The 17,122-nt window shown below is 60.2% G+C and carries 13 protein-coding genes and 1 pseudogene; 8 read left to right on the forward strand and 6 right to left on the reverse strand.

Annotated elements, in window-relative coordinates; translation table 11 throughout:
- Positions 1-160: 160 nt before the first annotated feature.
- Positions 161-1,501, forward strand: coding sequence for an agarase (locus XI06_RS09475; RefSeq protein WP_237858912.1), 1,341 nt, complete (start codon positions 161-163; stop codon positions 1,499-1,501).
- 16 nt (positions 1,502-1,517) lie between these two features.
- On the opposite strand, the gene ppsA is transcribed toward XI06_RS09475, so the two are convergent.
- A complete protein-coding gene (gene ppsA, locus XI06_RS09480; RefSeq protein WP_271605138.1) occupies positions 1,518-3,929 on the reverse strand; it encodes a phosphoenolpyruvate synthase in 2,412 nt (803 codons plus the stop codon).
- A gap of 61 nt (positions 3,930-3,990) precedes the next feature.
- A complete protein-coding gene (locus XI06_RS09485) occupies positions 3,991-4,677 on the reverse strand; it encodes a CBS domain-containing protein (RefSeq protein ID WP_237858910.1) in 687 nt (228 codons plus the stop codon).
- A gap of 229 nt (positions 4,678-4,906) precedes the next feature.
- Here XI06_RS09485 and XI06_RS09490 point away from each other — a divergent pair, with 229 nt between their 5' ends.
- Positions 4,907-5,728 (forward strand): universal stress protein, encoded by an 822-nt coding sequence (locus XI06_RS09490; RefSeq protein ID WP_271605139.1) that lies wholly within the window; start codon positions 4,907-4,909, stop codon positions 5,726-5,728.
- A 25-nt stretch (positions 5,729-5,753) separates the two neighbouring features.
- Entirely contained in the window at positions 5,754-5,936 is a 183-nt protein-coding gene (locus XI06_RS09495) for a hypothetical protein (protein WP_237858907.1), read from the forward strand.
- Between the two features lie 215 nt (positions 5,937-6,151).
- Here the strand turns inward: XI06_RS09495 and XI06_RS09500 are convergent, their stop codons facing one another.
- Positions 6,152-6,673 carry an Hsp20/alpha crystallin family protein gene (locus XI06_RS09500; protein WP_237858905.1) on the reverse strand — a complete coding sequence of 174 codons (522 nt, stop codon included), beginning with the start codon at positions 6,671-6,673 and terminating at the stop codon, positions 6,152-6,154.
- A gap of 166 nt (positions 6,674-6,839) precedes the next feature.
- Positions 6,840-8,462, reverse strand: coding sequence for a chaperonin GroEL (gene groL / locus XI06_RS09505; protein WP_271605447.1), 1,623 nt, complete (start codon positions 8,460-8,462; stop codon positions 6,840-6,842).
- A 247-nt stretch (positions 8,463-8,709) separates the two neighbouring features.
- Between groL and ftsH the strand changes: the two genes are divergently transcribed.
- On the forward strand, positions 8,710-10,512 hold the full coding sequence (gene ftsH, locus XI06_RS09510; protein WP_271605140.1) for an ATP-dependent zinc metalloprotease FtsH: 1,803 nt from the start codon (positions 8,710-8,712) through the stop codon (positions 10,510-10,512).
- A gap of 77 nt (positions 10,513-10,589) precedes the next feature.
- On the opposite strand, the gene XI06_RS09515 is transcribed toward ftsH, so the two are convergent.
- Positions 10,590-10,928, reverse strand: coding sequence for a hypothetical protein (locus tag XI06_RS09515; protein WP_271605141.1), 339 nt, complete (start codon positions 10,926-10,928; stop codon positions 10,590-10,592).
- 176 nt (positions 10,929-11,104) lie between these two features.
- On the opposite strand from XI06_RS09515, the gene XI06_RS09520 reads away from it, so the two are divergent.
- Both XI06_RS09520 and XI06_RS09525 read left to right on the forward strand, forming a co-directional pair.
- Complete coding sequence (locus XI06_RS09520; RefSeq protein WP_237858897.1) at positions 11,105-11,284, forward strand: hypothetical protein; 180 nt, start codon at positions 11,105-11,107, stop codon at positions 11,282-11,284.
- A 186-nt stretch (positions 11,285-11,470) separates the two neighbouring features.
- Positions 11,471-11,683: a DUF6894 family protein gene (locus XI06_RS09525; RefSeq protein WP_271605142.1), complete on the forward strand. Its 213-nt coding sequence runs from the start codon at positions 11,471-11,473 to the stop codon at positions 11,681-11,683.
- Between the two features lie 169 nt (positions 11,684-11,852).
- Here the strand turns inward: XI06_RS09525 and XI06_RS09530 are convergent, their stop codons facing one another.
- Positions 11,853-12,728: a hypothetical protein gene (locus XI06_RS09530; RefSeq protein WP_271605143.1), complete on the reverse strand. Its 876-nt coding sequence runs from the start codon at positions 12,726-12,728 to the stop codon at positions 11,853-11,855.
- A 164-nt stretch (positions 12,729-12,892) separates the two neighbouring features.
- On the opposite strand from XI06_RS09530, the gene XI06_RS09535 reads away from it, so the two are divergent.
- Together XI06_RS09535 and nosZ are read left to right on the forward strand one after the other, a co-directional pair.
- Positions 12,893-15,154, forward strand: a complete 2,262-nt coding sequence (locus XI06_RS09535; RefSeq protein ID WP_271605448.1) for a NosR/NirI family protein — start codon at positions 12,893-12,895, stop codon at positions 15,152-15,154.
- Between the two features lie 17 nt (positions 15,155-15,171).
- Positions 15,172-17,122: pseudogene (nosZ, locus tag XI06_RS09540) on the forward strand (TAT-dependent nitrous-oxide reductase).

Here is a 17,122-nt window from a genome sequence, read left to right on the forward strand (position 1 = left end):
TTGGCGACGGGACTATGCTGCCTCGCCAGCCACCGCTCGGGCGGGTTGCTCCCCTGCGACATTGGTACCGCGCCGGTTCGGGGCGGTATTGAGATAGCTCAAGTAGCCTCGCCCGGACTGTGCGATGGGTTTGAGCTCTTGGACCGTTGCGGGGGCGCGCTTGCAAAGAACAAGATGGGGAGGGGTCATCGACGACGATCTCAGCGGAAACGGCTTCTTCCGCGTGGTCGAGCGTGGTGGCGTATTCTGGCTCGTCGATCCTGACGGCGGTCGCTTCCTCTCAAAGGGGGTCAATACAGTCCGTTTCGATCAGGATCGCATCGGCCGCACCGACCGCGTGCCTTACGCCGAGGCTTGTCGCGCCAAGTATGGCAGCCTGCAGATCTGGCGCGCCGCTGTGTCTGATCGGTTGGCAAGCTGGAGATTCAACACGGTCGGCTGCTGGTCAGACGAACTCGTCGCCAGTTCGGGATCGCAATTGCTGGCGACCACGCCGACCGCGGAGCTCGGCGCATCCTTTCGCCTGCATCGTCGCGATCAGATCTTTCCGGATGTCTTCGATGCGGAGTTTTCGGCGCATATCCACGCAAGCGCCGATCTTCGTTGCAGGCACCGGCGCAATGATCCCGGCTTGCTCGGCACCTTCATCGACAACGAACTCTACTGGTCGCCCGATTGGCGAGGCACAGACGAGCTCCTGACGCTGTTCCTGAACCTGCCGTTTCGCCGACCAGGCCGGGTCGCCGCCATCTCGGCTCTGCACGCGCATTATCGGGATTTTGCTCAGTTCAATGCGATATGGCGTACGCAGGCGCGATCATGGGACGAGCTCGACCGGATCGAACATGTTGTGGCGCCGTTCGTCAGGCTTCGACCCGGCGTCCTGAACGACGCGCTCGAGACGAAGGCCAATCTGGCAGATCCTGCCCGCGAGGCATTCTCAGCGGATTGCGATGCCTTCGTGGCCGTCGTGGCGGACAAGTATTTCGAACTGTGCGTCTCGGCAATCAAAACGGCCGACCCCAATCATCTCGTGCTCGGATCCCGATTCGGCTATCAACCGCCGGCTGGCGTTATTGCAGCAGCCGGCCGCCATCTCGACGTGATCTCCTTCAATTGCTACGAGCTCGACCCCGGACCGCTCGTTGACGCCTATGCTGCCACCGGCAAGCCATGCCTGATCTCCGAATTCTCCTTCCGGGGTGATGACGCGGGCCTGCCAAATACCAAAGGGGCGGGGCCAAGGCTCGCTACTCAGCTCGATCGGTCCCGGGCTTTCGAGGGCTACGTTGCGGCCGCCCTCAGCAAGCCGAATGTGGTCGGCTATCACTGGTTCGAGCATGCCGATCAGCCGGCACAAGGGCGCTTTGATGGTGAGGATTCGAATTTCGGAACGGTGACCATCGACGACCAAGTCTATGACGAGCTGACGAAGACGATGATCGAGGTGAACGCTGCCGCAGAGCGTATTCATTCCGCTGCCGTTCCGGCCGTGGTCTGAACCGCCCGGCGATGCGTCACGTCGCGGATTTTGGCGGATTGGCTTCGGCGTCCGCCACCACAGCCATGGTGCGAAACACGCTCGAAGGATTGACGCTGATCGAATCGACCCCAAGCCGGGTCAAATATCTCGCGATCTCCGGATAGTTCGCAGGCGCTTCGCCGCAAATCCCGATATGGCGACCGTTGCGTTTCGCGCCGACTATCGCCAGCCGGAACATCTCCAGCATTCCGGGATCGCGTTCGTCGAAGTCGAAGGCCACGATATCGGAATCCCGGTCCACCCCCAGCGTGAGCTGGGTGAGGTCGTTGGAGCCGATCGAAAAGCCGTCGAACAACCGGGAAAACGCGTCGATCTGGATGACATTATTTGGGATCTCGCACATAACGTAAATCTCGAGACCGTCTTCACCGCGCTTCAGTCCGTTGACAGCCATCGTCGCGATCACGCGTTCGCCCTCCTGGACGGTTCGGCAGAACGGCACCATCACGCGGAGATTGGAAAGGCCCATCTCTTTGCGCAAGAGGCGCAGCGCGGCGCACTCCAAGGCAAAACCTTCGAGATAGGCGGGATGACTGTAGCGGGAGGCCCCCCGGAAGCCCAGCATGGGGTTTTCCTCCCTGGGCTCGAAATTGTCCCCGCCAAGCAGCCTGGCGTATTCGTTGGTCTTGAAATCGGAAAGCCGTACGATCACCGGCTTGGGATAGAAGGCTGCGGCGATGGTACCGATGCCTTCCGCCAAGCGCTGAACAAAAAAGTCCGCCGGAGTCTTGAAACCCCTGACAAGGCGCACGATCTCGGCCCGCGCCTTGGCTGATTTTATCTTGTCCGGCTTGAGCAATGCCATGGGGTGGACGCCGATATGCGCGCTGATGATGAACTCCATCCGGGCGAGGCCAACTCCTGCCTGTGGCTGCATCGCCGTGCGGAACGCCATCTCAGGCGTTCCGACATTCACCATGATGGCCGTGCGCGGTTGCCGAAGCTCGCTCACGGACGTCTTGGTCACGTCAAACGCAACCTTTCCCTGATAGACGCGTCCCACATCGCCTTCGGAGCAGCAGATCGTAACCTCGGTTCCGCTCTTGATCCTTTCTGTCGCGAGAGTGGCTCCTACCACGGCGGGAATGCCCAGTTCCCGGGCGATGATCGCCGCATGGCAGGTCCGTCCGCCCTTATCGGTAATGATTCCGGCCGCAATCTTCATGACCGGCTCCCAATCGGGACTGGTGGCGGACGCCACCAGGATTTCGCCCGGCCTGAAGGCAGCGAGATCGCGCGCAGACACGACGCGGCGTGTACGTCCTGAAGCGATTTTCTCTCCGACCGCTCGCCCCTCGACGATGACCGAGCCGCGTTCCCTCAGATTATAAATCTCGTACACGTCCGCCGAACGCCGCGAGGCAACGGTCTCAGGTCGCGCCTGAATGATATAAAGCTTTCCGTCAGCGCCATCCTTAGCCCATTCGATATCCATCGGCATCGCCGCGCCGGCGTGTTCGGAGTAGTGGGCCTCGATCCGGACGGCGATCTCGGCAAGGCTGAGCACTTCCGGGTCGGAGATGCAGAACTTTTGGCGCTCAGATTGCGAAACTTTGCGGGTGAGGGTTGCATGATCAGCGCCCCGTTTGCCGTAGATCATGCGAATCTGCTTGGCTCCGAGCCGGCGCCGCAGCACGTGGCGGTATCCCTCGCGTAGCGTCGGCTTGTGGACGTAAAATTCGTCCGGATCGACCTGGCCCTGCACGATGGTCTCGCCGAGACCGTAACAGCCCGTGACGAAGACGACGTCACGAAATCCGGATTCGGTATCGAGCGTGAAGATTACGCCGCTGGCCGCCAGATCGGATCGAACCATCTTCATCACGGCGACCGAAAGCGCGACCTTGAAATGATCGAATCCGTTGTCGATCCGGTAAGAGATCGCGCGATCGGTGAAGATGGAGGCGAAGCAGCGGCGGCAAGCTTCGAACAAGTCGTCTGGCCCGCGTACATTGAGAAAGCTTTCATGCTGCCCTGCAAAGCTCGCTGTCGGCAGGTCCTCGGCGGTCGCAGAACTGCGCACGGCGACGGCAATTTCCGCCCCGGCTTCGCGCTCGAGCTGCTGGTAGGCGTCCACGACCTGCTTGCGAAGGAGGGGTGTGTCCATCGCCTCGTATATGAGCGCACGAGCCTTCGCCGCGTTTTTGGTGAGCTGTCTGATGTTGCTCTTGTCGATCGCATCGAGGAGCCGATGCAGATCGCCGGCAACGTTGTCGCGCGCCAGCGCTTCGCGATAGGCGTCGGCGGTGATCGCGAAGCCGTTCGGGACCGCAATTCCCTGGGACGAGAGCGCCGAGTACAGTTCGCCCAGGGAGGCGGTCTTGCCTCCGACCAAGCCCACGTCGGCCAAGCCGATCTCATGAAACGATCTGATATACCCGGTCATGAAGGCAGCAGATCATGTCGCAGCATTCCGGGCTTGAGCCAAGTCAAGTTGTCCCCGCAGGTCAATAGACGAAGGCGGGAGTTTCCAGCAGGTGGTCATTCACCGCCACCACGCCTGGGATCGCCTCTGCGGCAACGCGAACGGCCGTACGTTCGGCGAGCGATGGCGCGAAGCCCCAAATATCGATCACACCATTCTGCACGGTCGCATTCAAATTGAATGTATGTGCCCATGGCTGCTTCCTGATTTCCTCGAAGAATCGCTTTCGGATGGCTGAATCCGGCAGCGATATTTCGAGCTTTGGCCTGGCGCTTGCGACCGCCTGGAGCAAGTTGGCTCGGCTGACGATTCCGATAAGCTGGCCTTCCCCGTTGACGATAGGAACGCGTTTGATCTTACGCTCTTCGAGAAGCATCGCGATCTCATACAAGGGCGTCTCGGGTGCAGCAGTCGCTATATCCTGCGTCATGATATCCTGTACCTTGATCGAGTGCGATTTGACATAGTCGGTCGCGAGTTGGGCGTCGCCGATCAACAGGCGCAACCACCAGGAGGAAGAGCGTTCGGTCGCGCTCTCGGCCCTGTGCAGCAAATCGCCTTCGCTCACGATTCCGAGAACCTTGTTGTCGGCATCGACGACCGGTACGGCGCTGATCCGACGCTCCAGCAGCATTTGCGCGACTTGGCGGACGGTTGCGGTCGGTCCCACGGTAATTACCGGTGATACCATCACGTCTCGTGCTTGCATGGCAAACCTCCATATCGCCGTACAGGTCTGGACGATCTTGTCGGATCGCGAGTCGCCTGGTTTGATCGGGATCAAGCGGCGCAGCCTGCCAGGCGAAAGGAGCGGAGACGACCACCCCCGTCGCCTGTCACATCGGCGGCAGGCGAAACCGGCTTGTTTGATTTCAGTCAATCGTCTCGCCGATCATGGGCCGATAAAGGGGCGTCGCATACTTTGCCGGAGCATTATCATGTCTGTCGCAAGCGTCATGGTCTACGTCGATTCGGAACAGCAGGAGGCAGGACAAGTCGCCGTTGCGAGGGGTATCGCGAGGACGTTCGAAGCGGCCGTCCTGGGTGTTTCCGCGGTGGCTGTGGAGCCTCCCTTTGTGGCGGAAGGTGTCATCATCGAGCAGACCGCCGAGGAAGACATCAAGCGCATAAAAGCAACGCTTTCCGCAAAAGAGGCTTGGTTCAAGAGGGTGCTCGGCACGGCGGGTGAGACGGCCGAATGGCGCTGGGCGCTCGATTATCCGACCGACTTTTTGGTCGAGCAGGCCCGCGCGGCGGACCTGGTGATCCTCAAGCGCAGGCCGCACACGTCAAGCCACTCTCATTTTTTCGATCCCGCCGGCGCCATGCTACGGATGGGACGACCGACGTTATGGGTGCCGGAAAGCGTAACGGAGTTGTCCGGTGACCGCATCGTGGTCGGTTGGAAGGATACACGGGAGGCGCGCCTCGCTGTTCGCGACGCGATGCCATTTCTGACCAGGGCTTCGCAGGTCACAATCGCGGAAATCTGCACGCCGAGCGATCAGGATGCGGCTCGTAAGCGCGTACGCGACGTGGCTGGTTATCTTCAGCGGCATGGAGTGCAGTGCCAGCACGAGATTCGTGTTCATACGGCGGAGCCGGACGGAGGCTATCTCGTTCGGTTGGCGTCCGAGCTTGGCGCCGACCTTATTGTCACCGGCGGCTATGGACATAGTCGATTGGGAGAATGGATCTTTGGAGGCATGACACTGAGCCTGTTGCAACAGGCGCCGGTCTGCCTGCTGATGTCGCATTGAGACCAGCGCAACAGGGGAGTGCGTGATGAACAAGAATCGTCAAACGGCGCAGGAAAGCGCGGCTGAGCAGAAACCAGAGCTACCCGCATCCAATCGTGATGAGCAGGTGATCGTAACTGGGCAGGAGGATCGCGCGATCAAGGAAGCCCTGGAAGACGACGAGGTGCGTGAAATGCTGAAGCTGTATAACCGGGGCAAGCATCTGTAGGCCGCGACCGCAGCCCCGAGAGAACGCGTCGAAAATGCCCTTCGAAGAAAGCGGTCGTTGCACGAGCCATCCAAGCGTGGTCGCCTCGAGGCTGCGGATGTGCATTCAATTCCGATCGGCCGCCTGTCGGTGGCGTTGACCGCGCGTGTGACCCGCTCGTGCTCATCACCGTCGGCGAGGCTGCGACAGTCGCAGCCTCACCTCGGCGGAGGCGTTCAGGCGGCTTTTACATTGATGGTCTTGGCCGGCTTCTGGGCTTCTTCGGTCTTCGGCAAGACAACCTTGAGCACGCCGTTCTTGAACGTCGCCTCGATCTTGTCGGCATTGACGCCGTCCGGCAGTGCGAAGTAACGCTCGAAGGAGCCATAGCGGCGCTCGGAGACGTAATAGTCCTTCTTCTTCTCTTCAGTCTCTTCCTTCTTTTCGCCGCGGATGGTGAGACCGCCATTGACGAGCTTGACGTCGATGTTCTTCTCGTCGAGACCGGGAAGCTCCGCCGTGATCTCGTAAGCCTTGTCGCTCTCGGCAATATCGACGGCTGGTGCGTTGAAGTTCTTGGACAGATCACGCTCCAGCCGAGCGAGCGACGGGAATGGCCGCTTCCAGAAGCCGTTGCCGAAGTCGTCGAAGATCTGATCGATTTCGTTTCTCAGCGCCTGAAACGGCTGCCATGCCGTGCCAGCAGCTGCGGGCGCAGTGGATGTCTTGGTGACGGGTAGCTTGGTCTCGGTTGCCATGATCATCTTCTCCTGAGAGGTTGACCATATCGGTCACCGGAAAGAATAGTCATGGCTGTGGCGCGCTGGTTGATTTCCCTCAAAAGTCTACAGCAATTCCGGCAAGTTCCAGATGATCGTATTGTCGATCTTCCGGCGTTGAAAAATGATGTAGCTGGGGCGTGCCCTACATCGCCATGTCGTGCTCTGCCAAGCGCTCACGCTTCGGTTCCGGAAGTTCCGTCATCGTCGCTTCCGTCAGAAGCAGGACGCTTGCCACCGAGACGGCGTTTTCAAGCGCGGTCCGTACGACTTTGACGGGGTCGACAATGCCGAATTCGACGAGATCGACATAGACCTTGCGGGCAGCATCGAAACCGAAATTTCCCTCGCTGCCGAGCATCCGCGCGACCACGACGCCGCCGTCGGTAGCAGAATTCTCGGCAATCTGACGGGCCGGTGCTTCGAGTGCTCGCCTCAGGATTTGAACACCAGTGCGTTCGTCTCCCTCGCAAGCAGCTTCTTCCTTGGCTATGGCCGCAACCGTTCGAAGCAGCGCAAGTCCGCCGCCAGGTACGATGCCTTCTGCAACCGCTGCCTTGGTGGAGCTGATGGCATCGTCGAGGGCCTCCTTCTTCGCCTTCATCTCGGCTTCGGTCGGTGCCCCGACCCGGATCACGGCGACGCCGCCGGACAGCCGGGCCAAACGTTCCTCGAGCTTCTCCCGGTCGTAGTCGCTGGTGGTCTTCTCAATTTCGACCCGAATCTGCGCAACCCGCGCGTCGATGCGCGAACGATCGCCGCCGCTGCCGATCAGGGTGGTGTTCTCCTTGTCGGCAACCACGCGCGAGGCGCGGCCGAGCTGCTGCAGGGTAGCACTTTCGAGCTTCAAGCCGATCTCTTCCGAGATCACTTGTGCGCCGGTTAGAATCGCTATGTCTTCCAGCATGGCTTTGCGCCGATCGCCGAACCCAGGTGCCTTGACCGCGCAGGCCTTGAGCACGCCACGTAGCTGGTTGACGATGAGAGTCGCCAGAGCTTCGCCCTCGATGTCTTCGGCGATGATCAGGAGCGATCGGCCGCTCTTGGCAACTTGCTCGAGGACGGGAACGAGGTCGCGCAGTGCTCCGATCTTGTGGTCGCAGAGTAGGACGTACGGATCCTCCAGCACCGATTCCATCCGGTCGGCATCGGTGACGAAGTAAGGGGACAGGAAGCCACGATCGAATTTCATCCCTTCGACGACGTCGAGGAGGGTTTCGGTTGTCTTGGATTCTTCCACCGAAATTACACCATCACCGCCAACCTTTTCGATCGCGTCGGCGACCAGCTCACCGATGGAGGTATCGTTGTGGGCCGAAATCGTCGCGACCTGAGCCCTTTCGGCTCTCGTCTTCACCGGCTTTGCCATCGCGCGCAGCGCCGCGATCGCGGCCTGTGTGCCTCGATCCAGGCCACGCTTCAGGTCGATCGCGCTCGCGCCGGCAACAACGTTACGAACTCCATCCGACAAGATCGCATGCGCAAGGATGGTCGAGGTGCTGGTGCCATCTCCGACGACATCACCCGTCTTTTCGGCGGCCTGGCGAAGAACCTGGGCGCCAAGGTTCTCCTCGGCGTCCTTGAGATCGAACTCCTTCGCGATGGTGACGCCATCGTTGCAGACGATCGGCGCTCCCCATCCTTTCTGGATCAGAACAGATTTTGACTTCGGGCCGAGCGTAACGCGCACCGCGTCCGCGAGGAGGGAAGCGCCGCGCAGGACCTTCTCGCGCGCGGCTGAATGGAACAGAACTTGTTTGTGTGCCATTGAAATGCCTCGGGTGTGCTGCGGTTTGCGGATATTTCGCGGCACAGTGTGTACGACTGTATTTGGCAGCGATTGATCTCGGTCAACAGGGGGCAATGTCGATGTTGTGGTTTCCACCCGTGTTGGTGACCGAGTTGACCTGAATCAATCCGACGCAGCCGTCTCCCATTACCAATTGAGTGTGAGCTGATGTTGACGGGAGGGACAGTTGGAGTCAGGTCAAGGGTCGCGGAAGCAGACCGTCGCGATGGCCATCATCTTCGCCGGCAGCATGTTGCTCGTTGCCCTGCAATTCCTTTTCGCAACCTATAATTCGATCGAGACTATTCCCTACAGCCAGTTTGAGCAGCTGCTCGCCCAGGAGAAGATCGCCGAGGTATCCGTGGGGCCGGATACCATCCAGGGAAAACTGAAGGAGCAGCTCGCGAGCGGAAAGTCCGCGTTCGTCACGGCGCGAGTTGATATGTCCCTGGCAGATAAGTTGGCGCAGAAGGGCGTGAGCGTCACTGGCGTTCCCGGCAGCGGAGCATTGCAAAGCCTGTTGTCCTGGATCTTCCCGGTCGTCGTCTTTGTCGTGATCTGGTACTGGATCGGACGCGGCATGACCGGCCGGCAAGGGTTCGGCGGACTCATGGCGATCGGTAAATCGCGCGCCAAAGTCTATGCCGAGAAGGACATCAAGGTGACCTTCGCCGACGTCGCCGGGGTTGATGACGCGAAGTTCGAGCTTCAGGAGGTGGTTTCGTTCCTCAGGGATCCCGGGAGCTACGGCCGCTTGGGTGCGCATGTGCCGAAGGGCATTCTGCTGGTGGGACCGCCTGGAACCGGCAAGACGTTACTGGCCCGCGCTGTTGCGGGCGAAGCTGGCGTTCCGTTCTTCTCGATTTCGGGCTCCGAATTCGTTGAGATGTTCGTCGGCGTGGGCGCCGCGCGCGTGCGGGACCTGTTCGAGCAAGCCCGTAAGGCTGCCCCATGCATCATCTTCGTCGACGAGCTCGACGCGCTTGGACGTAGCCGCGGGCTGCTGTCGTTCTCGAGCCACGATGAGAAGGAACAGACCCTCAACCAGCTCCTGTCAGAGCTTGACGGCTTCGATCCGAGCGTCGGCGTGATCCTGCTGGCAGCGACCAATCGTCCCGAAATCCTGGATCCCGCACTGCTACGGGCAGGACGGTTCGACCGGCAGGTCCTCGTCGACCGGCCGGACAAGACGGGGCGCATTGCCATTCTCAGGGTGCACGTCCGCAAGATCCGGATGGGCGAGGAAGTCGATCTGGAGAAAGTGGCCGGCCTCACAACCGGCTTTACCGGAGCTGATCTTGCCAATCTCGTCAATGAAGCCGCGATAGCTGCGACCCGGCGGGGCGCCGCCGAGGTCTCTTTCGTTGATTTCGTCGCCGCGATCGAGCGGATCGTCGCCGGAGTGGAAAAGAAGAGCAGGGTGCTCGGCAAGGAGGAGCGGCGTAGGGTCGCATATCACGAGATGGGCCATGCTCTCGTGGCAGCGAGCCTGCCGGGGGTCGATCCGGTGCAGAAAGTATCGATCATCCCGCGCGGAATCGGTGCGCTGGGCTACACCATTCAACGTCCCACCGAAGACAGGTTCTTGCTGACGATTGAAGAGCTGAAGAACCGTATCGCGGTGCTGATGGGTGGACGTGCGTCGGAGCGCCTGAATTTCGATGGTGCGATTTCGACCGGGGCCGCCGACGATCTTCAACGTGCGACCGAGGTGGCCATTGAGATGGTGACCAAATACGGCATGGACGAGACGGTCGGGCAGCGCACCTATGCCCCCAAACCCCAGGCATTTCTCGCGGCCCAGGATGCGGTCGTTACTGCCGCTGAAGCCACCGGCCGCGAGATCGATCTTGCTGTGCGCAATTTGATCGAGGATGGTGATCGTCGTGCCCGCGATATCCTGCAGCGACGCCGCGCCGACCTTGACGCCGGTGTCGAACTGTTGATTACAAATGAAACCGTGACCGCAGAGCAGTTTACGCCGCTACTCGGCAAGAGCATCGAAAAGAACGAATCCATCGCTGCCTGATCGCAACCGACCCGGCCACCATCTACTCAGCAGTTCGCAGCTTGGTGTCACGTTGCCAGCGCGACTTCCGTCCCCTCTCAAGCGGGCCGTGATCCGATTCTGTGGCGAAGGCGGTGGCAGAAATCATCCAGTACCGTGTGAACATTCTCAAGGTGGATCAGGCGTCTTTCCGCGTCTTCCCGCTCTGACGTGCCGAGGGCGAGAGAATCGCGGCGGGAGGCTGCTTGTGCGACCAATTGGCGGCTCCCTGCAACTTTGGTTTCTGCAAACTCCAGATGTTCGCCGTCCTCGCCGAGCTTGTCGAACTCAGCGATAAGCAGTGCGATAGTGGTACTTCGGCGCTGCGTCGTGAGGTTCGTGTCTTTCAAAATCTCCAGGTAGTGATCGACGTTTGCCCGGGCGACGTACCTATGCATGGTGTGCTCCCCCGCTACGCGCAACTGTTAAATGTTACCACCAACGGATGGGGCGGCTAAATCGGATCAGGTGTAGATGGCGGTATTATGATGCGGAATTGGCTCCGGCAACCTACGTGATCTTCCTGAGTTGATGTTCGGGCGGGGGAGAGACAGGTCTGTGTAACGGAGCTTCCATGTCCAACATCCTGTTTCGCTGCCCCAATACGGGCATGAACGTTCAACGTCCCATCAGTGAGCCCGCCTCAGGCACGTCCGCCGGCGCGGTCGCGGTCGTGGATTGCCCGGCTTGCGCGCGGATTCATTTGATCAATGTGTCGACAGGTGAATTGTCGCGCGATGTCCGGAGCAGATGATGATCGAGATGTCCGTTGATCCCGATCAAGCCGAGCCTGGGAGAGGTGCCTAGTATCTTCTGGCGTAACTGGCCCACGACTACGCCTCCAAGCCGCCGCCGAGGCCCATTCCCCAAGGCTCTCGGCGGCCTTTTTGCTTCTTGGGATGGGATAACCCGTTTCGCCGTCAGCCGCAGGACTGATATAATGCGCATGTACTACTTCGACATGAAGGACGGCGTTCCGGTTCGGGACGAAGCCGGCCTGGCGCTGGTGAGTGATGGCGCGGCCATTGCACACAGCAAGTGTCTTGCGGACAAGGTGCGCAAAGAAAAACCCTTAGGGAATCCGGATCTTCGGATTGTCGTTATCGATGAAAGCGGCCGAGAGGTCCACCGCGAACACGTCTATCCGCGGTGACCAGTGCGACTGTTGCGGCCGTGGCTCATCAGAAGATTTTGGTCGAGGGTTCGAGACGCTGTGCGCTACCAATGGCCACGATCACTTCTGATGGGTGGAGACCGCCGTCTTTTTTCGACTACGTCGAGACTCCGAATAGCTAGCGCACTGCGGAGATGTTCGTTCTCTATCATTCAGGTGTTGATGCGATGGTCCGAAGGTCTGCCAGCCGAGCGATGGAGTGGGCCGCAAGCTGCTGGGCCAGCTCCAATCGCGACGGGTCGACGGCTTTGTCGGCCTCATCCAGATAAATCGAGGACAATTGCTCCGCGCGGCGAAGCGCGCGACGCTTGATCTCGTCGAACGCTTCAGCGCGCGGCAATGCGTCGTTTTCCTCGGACATCTGTGAGCCGTCCCCAATCAGGGACAGGAGGTGTCTTCGCTGCGGCGCGGGTGCGTCCTGCGACCATCGAAAGATGTCCTTGAGAAGAAGGCTTTCAAGCAGCGCCGCCGAAGACAGCTCGGTGGCTCCGGGCGCGTCTCCCGCAAGAGCGTCTCTTCGCTCAGCCCGCCATGCCAATCGGCGTTCGCGTCGAAGCAGATTACCATCGCGCAGCGCCTCGCGAGCCATACTCTCAGCGGCGGTACGTACGATTCCGATGTCAGCGCGTGCTGCAATATAAGTCCAAAATATGAAGGCACGTTCGCGGTGCCGGACCGCCAGGGCCCATGCGCCATAGGTGGCCGAGAGAAGCGAGTTCTCGATGTCTGAAAGCTCTTCCGCGAGAACCAGCTCCATCGGCATCCAGCGGAGATCGGCCTGAGCCGGCGCGCGTCCGATAGCCGCGATACAGGCTTTTTCGATTGCTTCGGCGCGTTCCTCTTCGCGTTGACTCAACGCTTCGAACACGCGACGGACGGGCGCGAAGGCCTCGTCGCTGGCTGCGGCGAGCTTGCCATAACGCTGCGCAGCTCTTTCGGTCAGTGTAAGTGCGATCGCATAGAGTTCGCCGATGTTCCGGACGGGAGCGGGCGGTTCTATTGCCAATAGGGGTTCGCTGCGCATCTTCAGTTCCAATCAGATTGTAAAGTTTGACCTGATCTGGATCGCGTCAGTTTGAGATAGCTCAAAATCGAGCCCAGTCGCGCTTGTTAGAAGGAGTGGGACTCAGAACAACGGCGTTCTGCTAACTGAAAGCAGCGCCCTTGCGTGAATTCTTCAACATCCGTCTGTTCTTAGGGTTTGCCTTGGCCATTGTTGGCTGGATCGGCTTCGGCTGTCCGGCTCACGCCGCTGGTAGGTTGAGCGACTATCTGTCGAAGGCGCAGCCGGGCGAACTGGTTCCCGGTGCGAACAGGCTGGGAGCGATGCAGGGCGATCCGGCGATCGCACCGGCATACAAAGATGACCAGCTTCTCGGGTTCGTCTACCTGAATTCGGACTTCGCCAACGCAATCGGGTATTCCGGCAAACCGATTCAGCTCCTGATCGGGATCAACCCGAGGGGTGTGCTGACCGGCCTGAAGCTGGTTGAGCACAAGGAGCCCATCGTCCTGGTGGGCATTCCGGAAAAGCGCATCCTGGAAGCCGTCAACAAATTGATCGGCACCGACATGGAACCTGTCGTGCGCGGGGCGGTCCCCGCGCCGCAGGTCGATATTGTGAGTGGCGCGACGGTCACTGTTCTGGTGATGGGGGACAGCATCGTCCGCTCCGCGACGAAGCTCATCAAGAGCGGTCGTCTCGGTACACAAGGCAATGCGCAGGCCGGCACTGCGCCCCAGTCTACCAAGACGATTGATCCCGGTAAGAGCGAGACCCGAGACTGGCAAGGCTTGCTCGGTGACGGCTCAGTTCGCCGCCTGACCCTGACCCTTGCCGATGTCAACCAGGCCTTCGAGAAATCCGGCAACGCGGGCGCGGTGGCCCATCCCGAAGAGGGAGATCCTGGCAACATCTTCATCGACCTCTATGTTGCCGACGTCGCGGTGCCGACGATCGGCCGCAGCCTGCTCGGCAAAGATGGATACGAGCGCCTGACTGCAAGGCTCAAGCCGGGCCAGCAGGCTCTCGTCGTTGCTGGGACAGGCCGCTACTCCTTCAAGGGAGCCGCCTACGTGCGCGGTGGGATATTCGATCGGATCGAGTTGATCCAGGAGACCAACAGCACCCGATTTCGCGATCGCGACCACACCCGGCTGGGGAGCCTCGAAGCCGAGGGCGCACCCGACCTTCCGGAGATCGCCCTTTTCGTCGTGCCGGCTGAGTTCAATTTCGATCCAACCGAACCATGGACGCTGCAACTGCTCGTGCAGCGCGTGGTGGGCACGCGTGACAAGGCATGGGTAACCTTTGAACTGGGATATGCGCTGCCCGACGCCTACGTAAAGCGCGAGCCGGTGGCGCAACCGCCCGCCGCATCGCCGGCAAAGATACCGGAAGCGACTGCAAATCGGCGCGGTGCTGCTCCTCCGCCTGCCGAAGACGAGCCGCTGTGGATGAAGATCTGGCGAGGCAACATCGTCAAGATCGGCGTGACGGTCTTCGCACTGGGCGCGCTCACGCTGATCTTCTTCTTTCAGAATCAACTCGTGCGGCGCCCAAACGTCTACACCTGGGTGCGCCGGGCCTACCTCGCGTTCATCCTGGTTTGGCTGGGCTGGTATGCGAATGCTCAGCTGTCGGTTGTCAACGTTCTGACGTTCGCCAATTCACTGTTGACAGGCTTCAGCTGGGAATACTTCCTCTCCGCACCGCTGATCTTCCTGCTGTGGTGCTCGGTCGCTGCCGGCCTTCTGTTCTGGGGGCGCGGTCCATTCTGTGGCTGGCTGTGTCCGTTCGGCGCGTTGCAGGAACTAATCAACAACGTCGCACAAGCGCTGAAGATACCGCAATATCGATTGCCATGGGGTCTTCATGAGCGGCTGTGGCCACTCAAGTACATCATCTTCCTCGCCCTTTTCGGCATGTCGTTGTATTCGACCGCATTCGCCGAGCAGCTTGCGGAGGTCGAGCCCTTCAAGACGGCGATCATCCTGAAGTTCGCGCGCGAATGGCCGTTCGTCATCTACGCCCTGACACTTCTGTCGGCCGGATTGTTCGTCGAGCGCTTTTTCTGCCGCTACATGTGCCCGCTTGGTGCGGCACTGGCGATTCCGGGGCGTATCCGCATGTTCGAATGGCTGCGCCGCTGGCCTGAATGCGGCTCGCCCTGTCAGCGCTGCGCCAACGACTGCCCGGTGCAGGCGATCCATCCTGAAGGGCATATCAACGTCAATGAATGCATCTACTGCATGCACTGCCAGGAACTCTACTTCGACGACCACCGCTGCCCGCACATGATCCAGGTGCGGCTGAAGCGCGAGAAGCGCGAAGCACTCTCGTCTCAGTCGATGCGCAGTGGCGGCAAAGGCCCGAGCACGATCATCACCGCGGGCGGCAAGCCGGTCGAGCTGCCGCGCGTGGAAGCTATCACCCCACCGCCAACTTGATGACCCAGGAGGCTATCATGAGTGAGAACAAGAATGGAAAATCCGTCAGCCGACGCACGTTGTTGGGGACCACGGCTGCGGCTGCCGGTGTAGGCATTGCAGGCGGGGTCGGCCTGTCGAGCGACGGCCGCGGCCTCGTTGCGGCTGCGGACGCGCAGACCAACGCGGCACCAAGGGCGCCGGCGGCGCGGACCGCGGTGCAAAAGACCGAGGTGGCGCCAGGCGAATTGGACGAATACTACGTGTTCTTTTCCAGCGGCCAATCCGGCGAAATGCGCATCGTTGGCTTGCCCTCGATGCGCGAACTGATGCGCGTTCCCGTGTTCAATCGCTGCAGCGCTACGGGATGGGGACTGACCAATGAAAGTCTGAAGGTGCTGACTGAAGGGTTGCAGCCAACGACCCGCGAATTGCTCAAGAACCGCGGCGGCACGTTCATGAACGGCGATCTGCATCACCCGCATATCTCGTTTACCGATGGTACCTATGACGGCCGATACGCCTTTATGAACGACAAGGCCAATACCCGGGTCGCGCGTGTGCGCCTTGACGTGATGAAGTGCGACAAAATCATTGAGCTGCCTAACCAGCATACCGTCCATGGTCTTCGAGTGCAAAAGTATCCCCGCACAGGATACGTGTTCTGCAACGGTGAGGACGGCGTACCGCTCCCGAACGACGGCAAGGTGCTCGACAAGCCGAAGGAATACCATGCGATCTTCACGGCTCTGGACGGCGATACCATGAAAGTGGCCTGGCAGGTGATCGTCGACGGCAATCTCGACAACGTCGATGCCGACTACCAGGGCAAATACGCATTCTCGACTTGCTACAATTCGGAGGAAGGCGTGAATCTGGCCGAGATGACGGCCAAGGAGCAGGATTGGGTCGTTATCTTCAACCTCAAGCGGATCGAAGAGGGCGTAAAAAAGGGCGACTTCAAGGAAATGAACGGCGTTCCGGTGCTCGATGGCCGCAAGGGCTCGCCCTACACGCGCTACGTCCCGGTCTCGAACAATCCGCACGGCATGAACACCGCGCCCGATGGTATCCATATCGTCGCGGCTGGAAAGCTGTCGCCGACCGTCACGGTGATGGACGTCCGGCTGTTCGATCAGTTGTTCGACGACAAGATCAAGCCGCGCGACGTCGTCGTGGCCGAACCAGAACTTGGCCTCGGACCACTGCATACCGCCTATGATGGCAAAGGCAACGCCTACACGACGCTGTTCCTCGACAGCCAAGTCTGCAAGTGGAACATCGACCTCGCAAAACGCGCCTTCAAGGGCGAGAAGGTCGATCCCATCATCCAGAAGCTCGACGTTCACTATCAGCCTGGCCACAACCACTCCTCCATGGGCCAGACCAAGGAAGCCGACGGAAAGTGGCTCATCTCCCTGAACAAGTTCTCCAAGGACCGCTTTCTCAATGTCGGTCCGCTGAAGCCGGAGAACGATCAGCTGATCGACATATCGGGTGACAAGATGATTCTCGTCCACGACGGTCCGAGCTTCGCCGAGCCGCACGATGCAACGATCGTTCATCGCTCCAAGATCAACCCGATCTCGATCTGGGACCGAGCCGATCCGATGTTCGCGGATGCGGTGAAGCAGGCGAAGGCCGACGGGGTCGATCTCGAAGCTGACTCCAAGGTGGTCCGCGACGGCAACAAGGTCCGTATCTACATGACGTCGACCGCGCCCGCGTTCGGCCTCGAGACCTTCCAGGTCAAGCAGGGCGATCAGGTGACCGTCTATGTCACCAACATCGACGCCGTAGAGGACCTGACTCACGGCTTCTGCATCGTGAACTACGGCATCCAGATGGAGGTTGCGCCGATGGCGACAGCCTCGGTCTCGTTCAACCGCGGATAGGCCCGGCGTGTACTGGTATTACTGCTCCTGGTTCTGTCATGCCATGCATATGGAGATGAAGGGCCGGATGTTTGTCGAACCCAAGATGGTCTGA

It is taken from the genome of Bradyrhizobium sp. CCBAU 11434 (genome assembly GCF_028128895.1).
GTDB lineage: Bacteria > Pseudomonadota > Alphaproteobacteria > Rhizobiales > Xanthobacteraceae > Bradyrhizobium > Bradyrhizobium zhengyangense.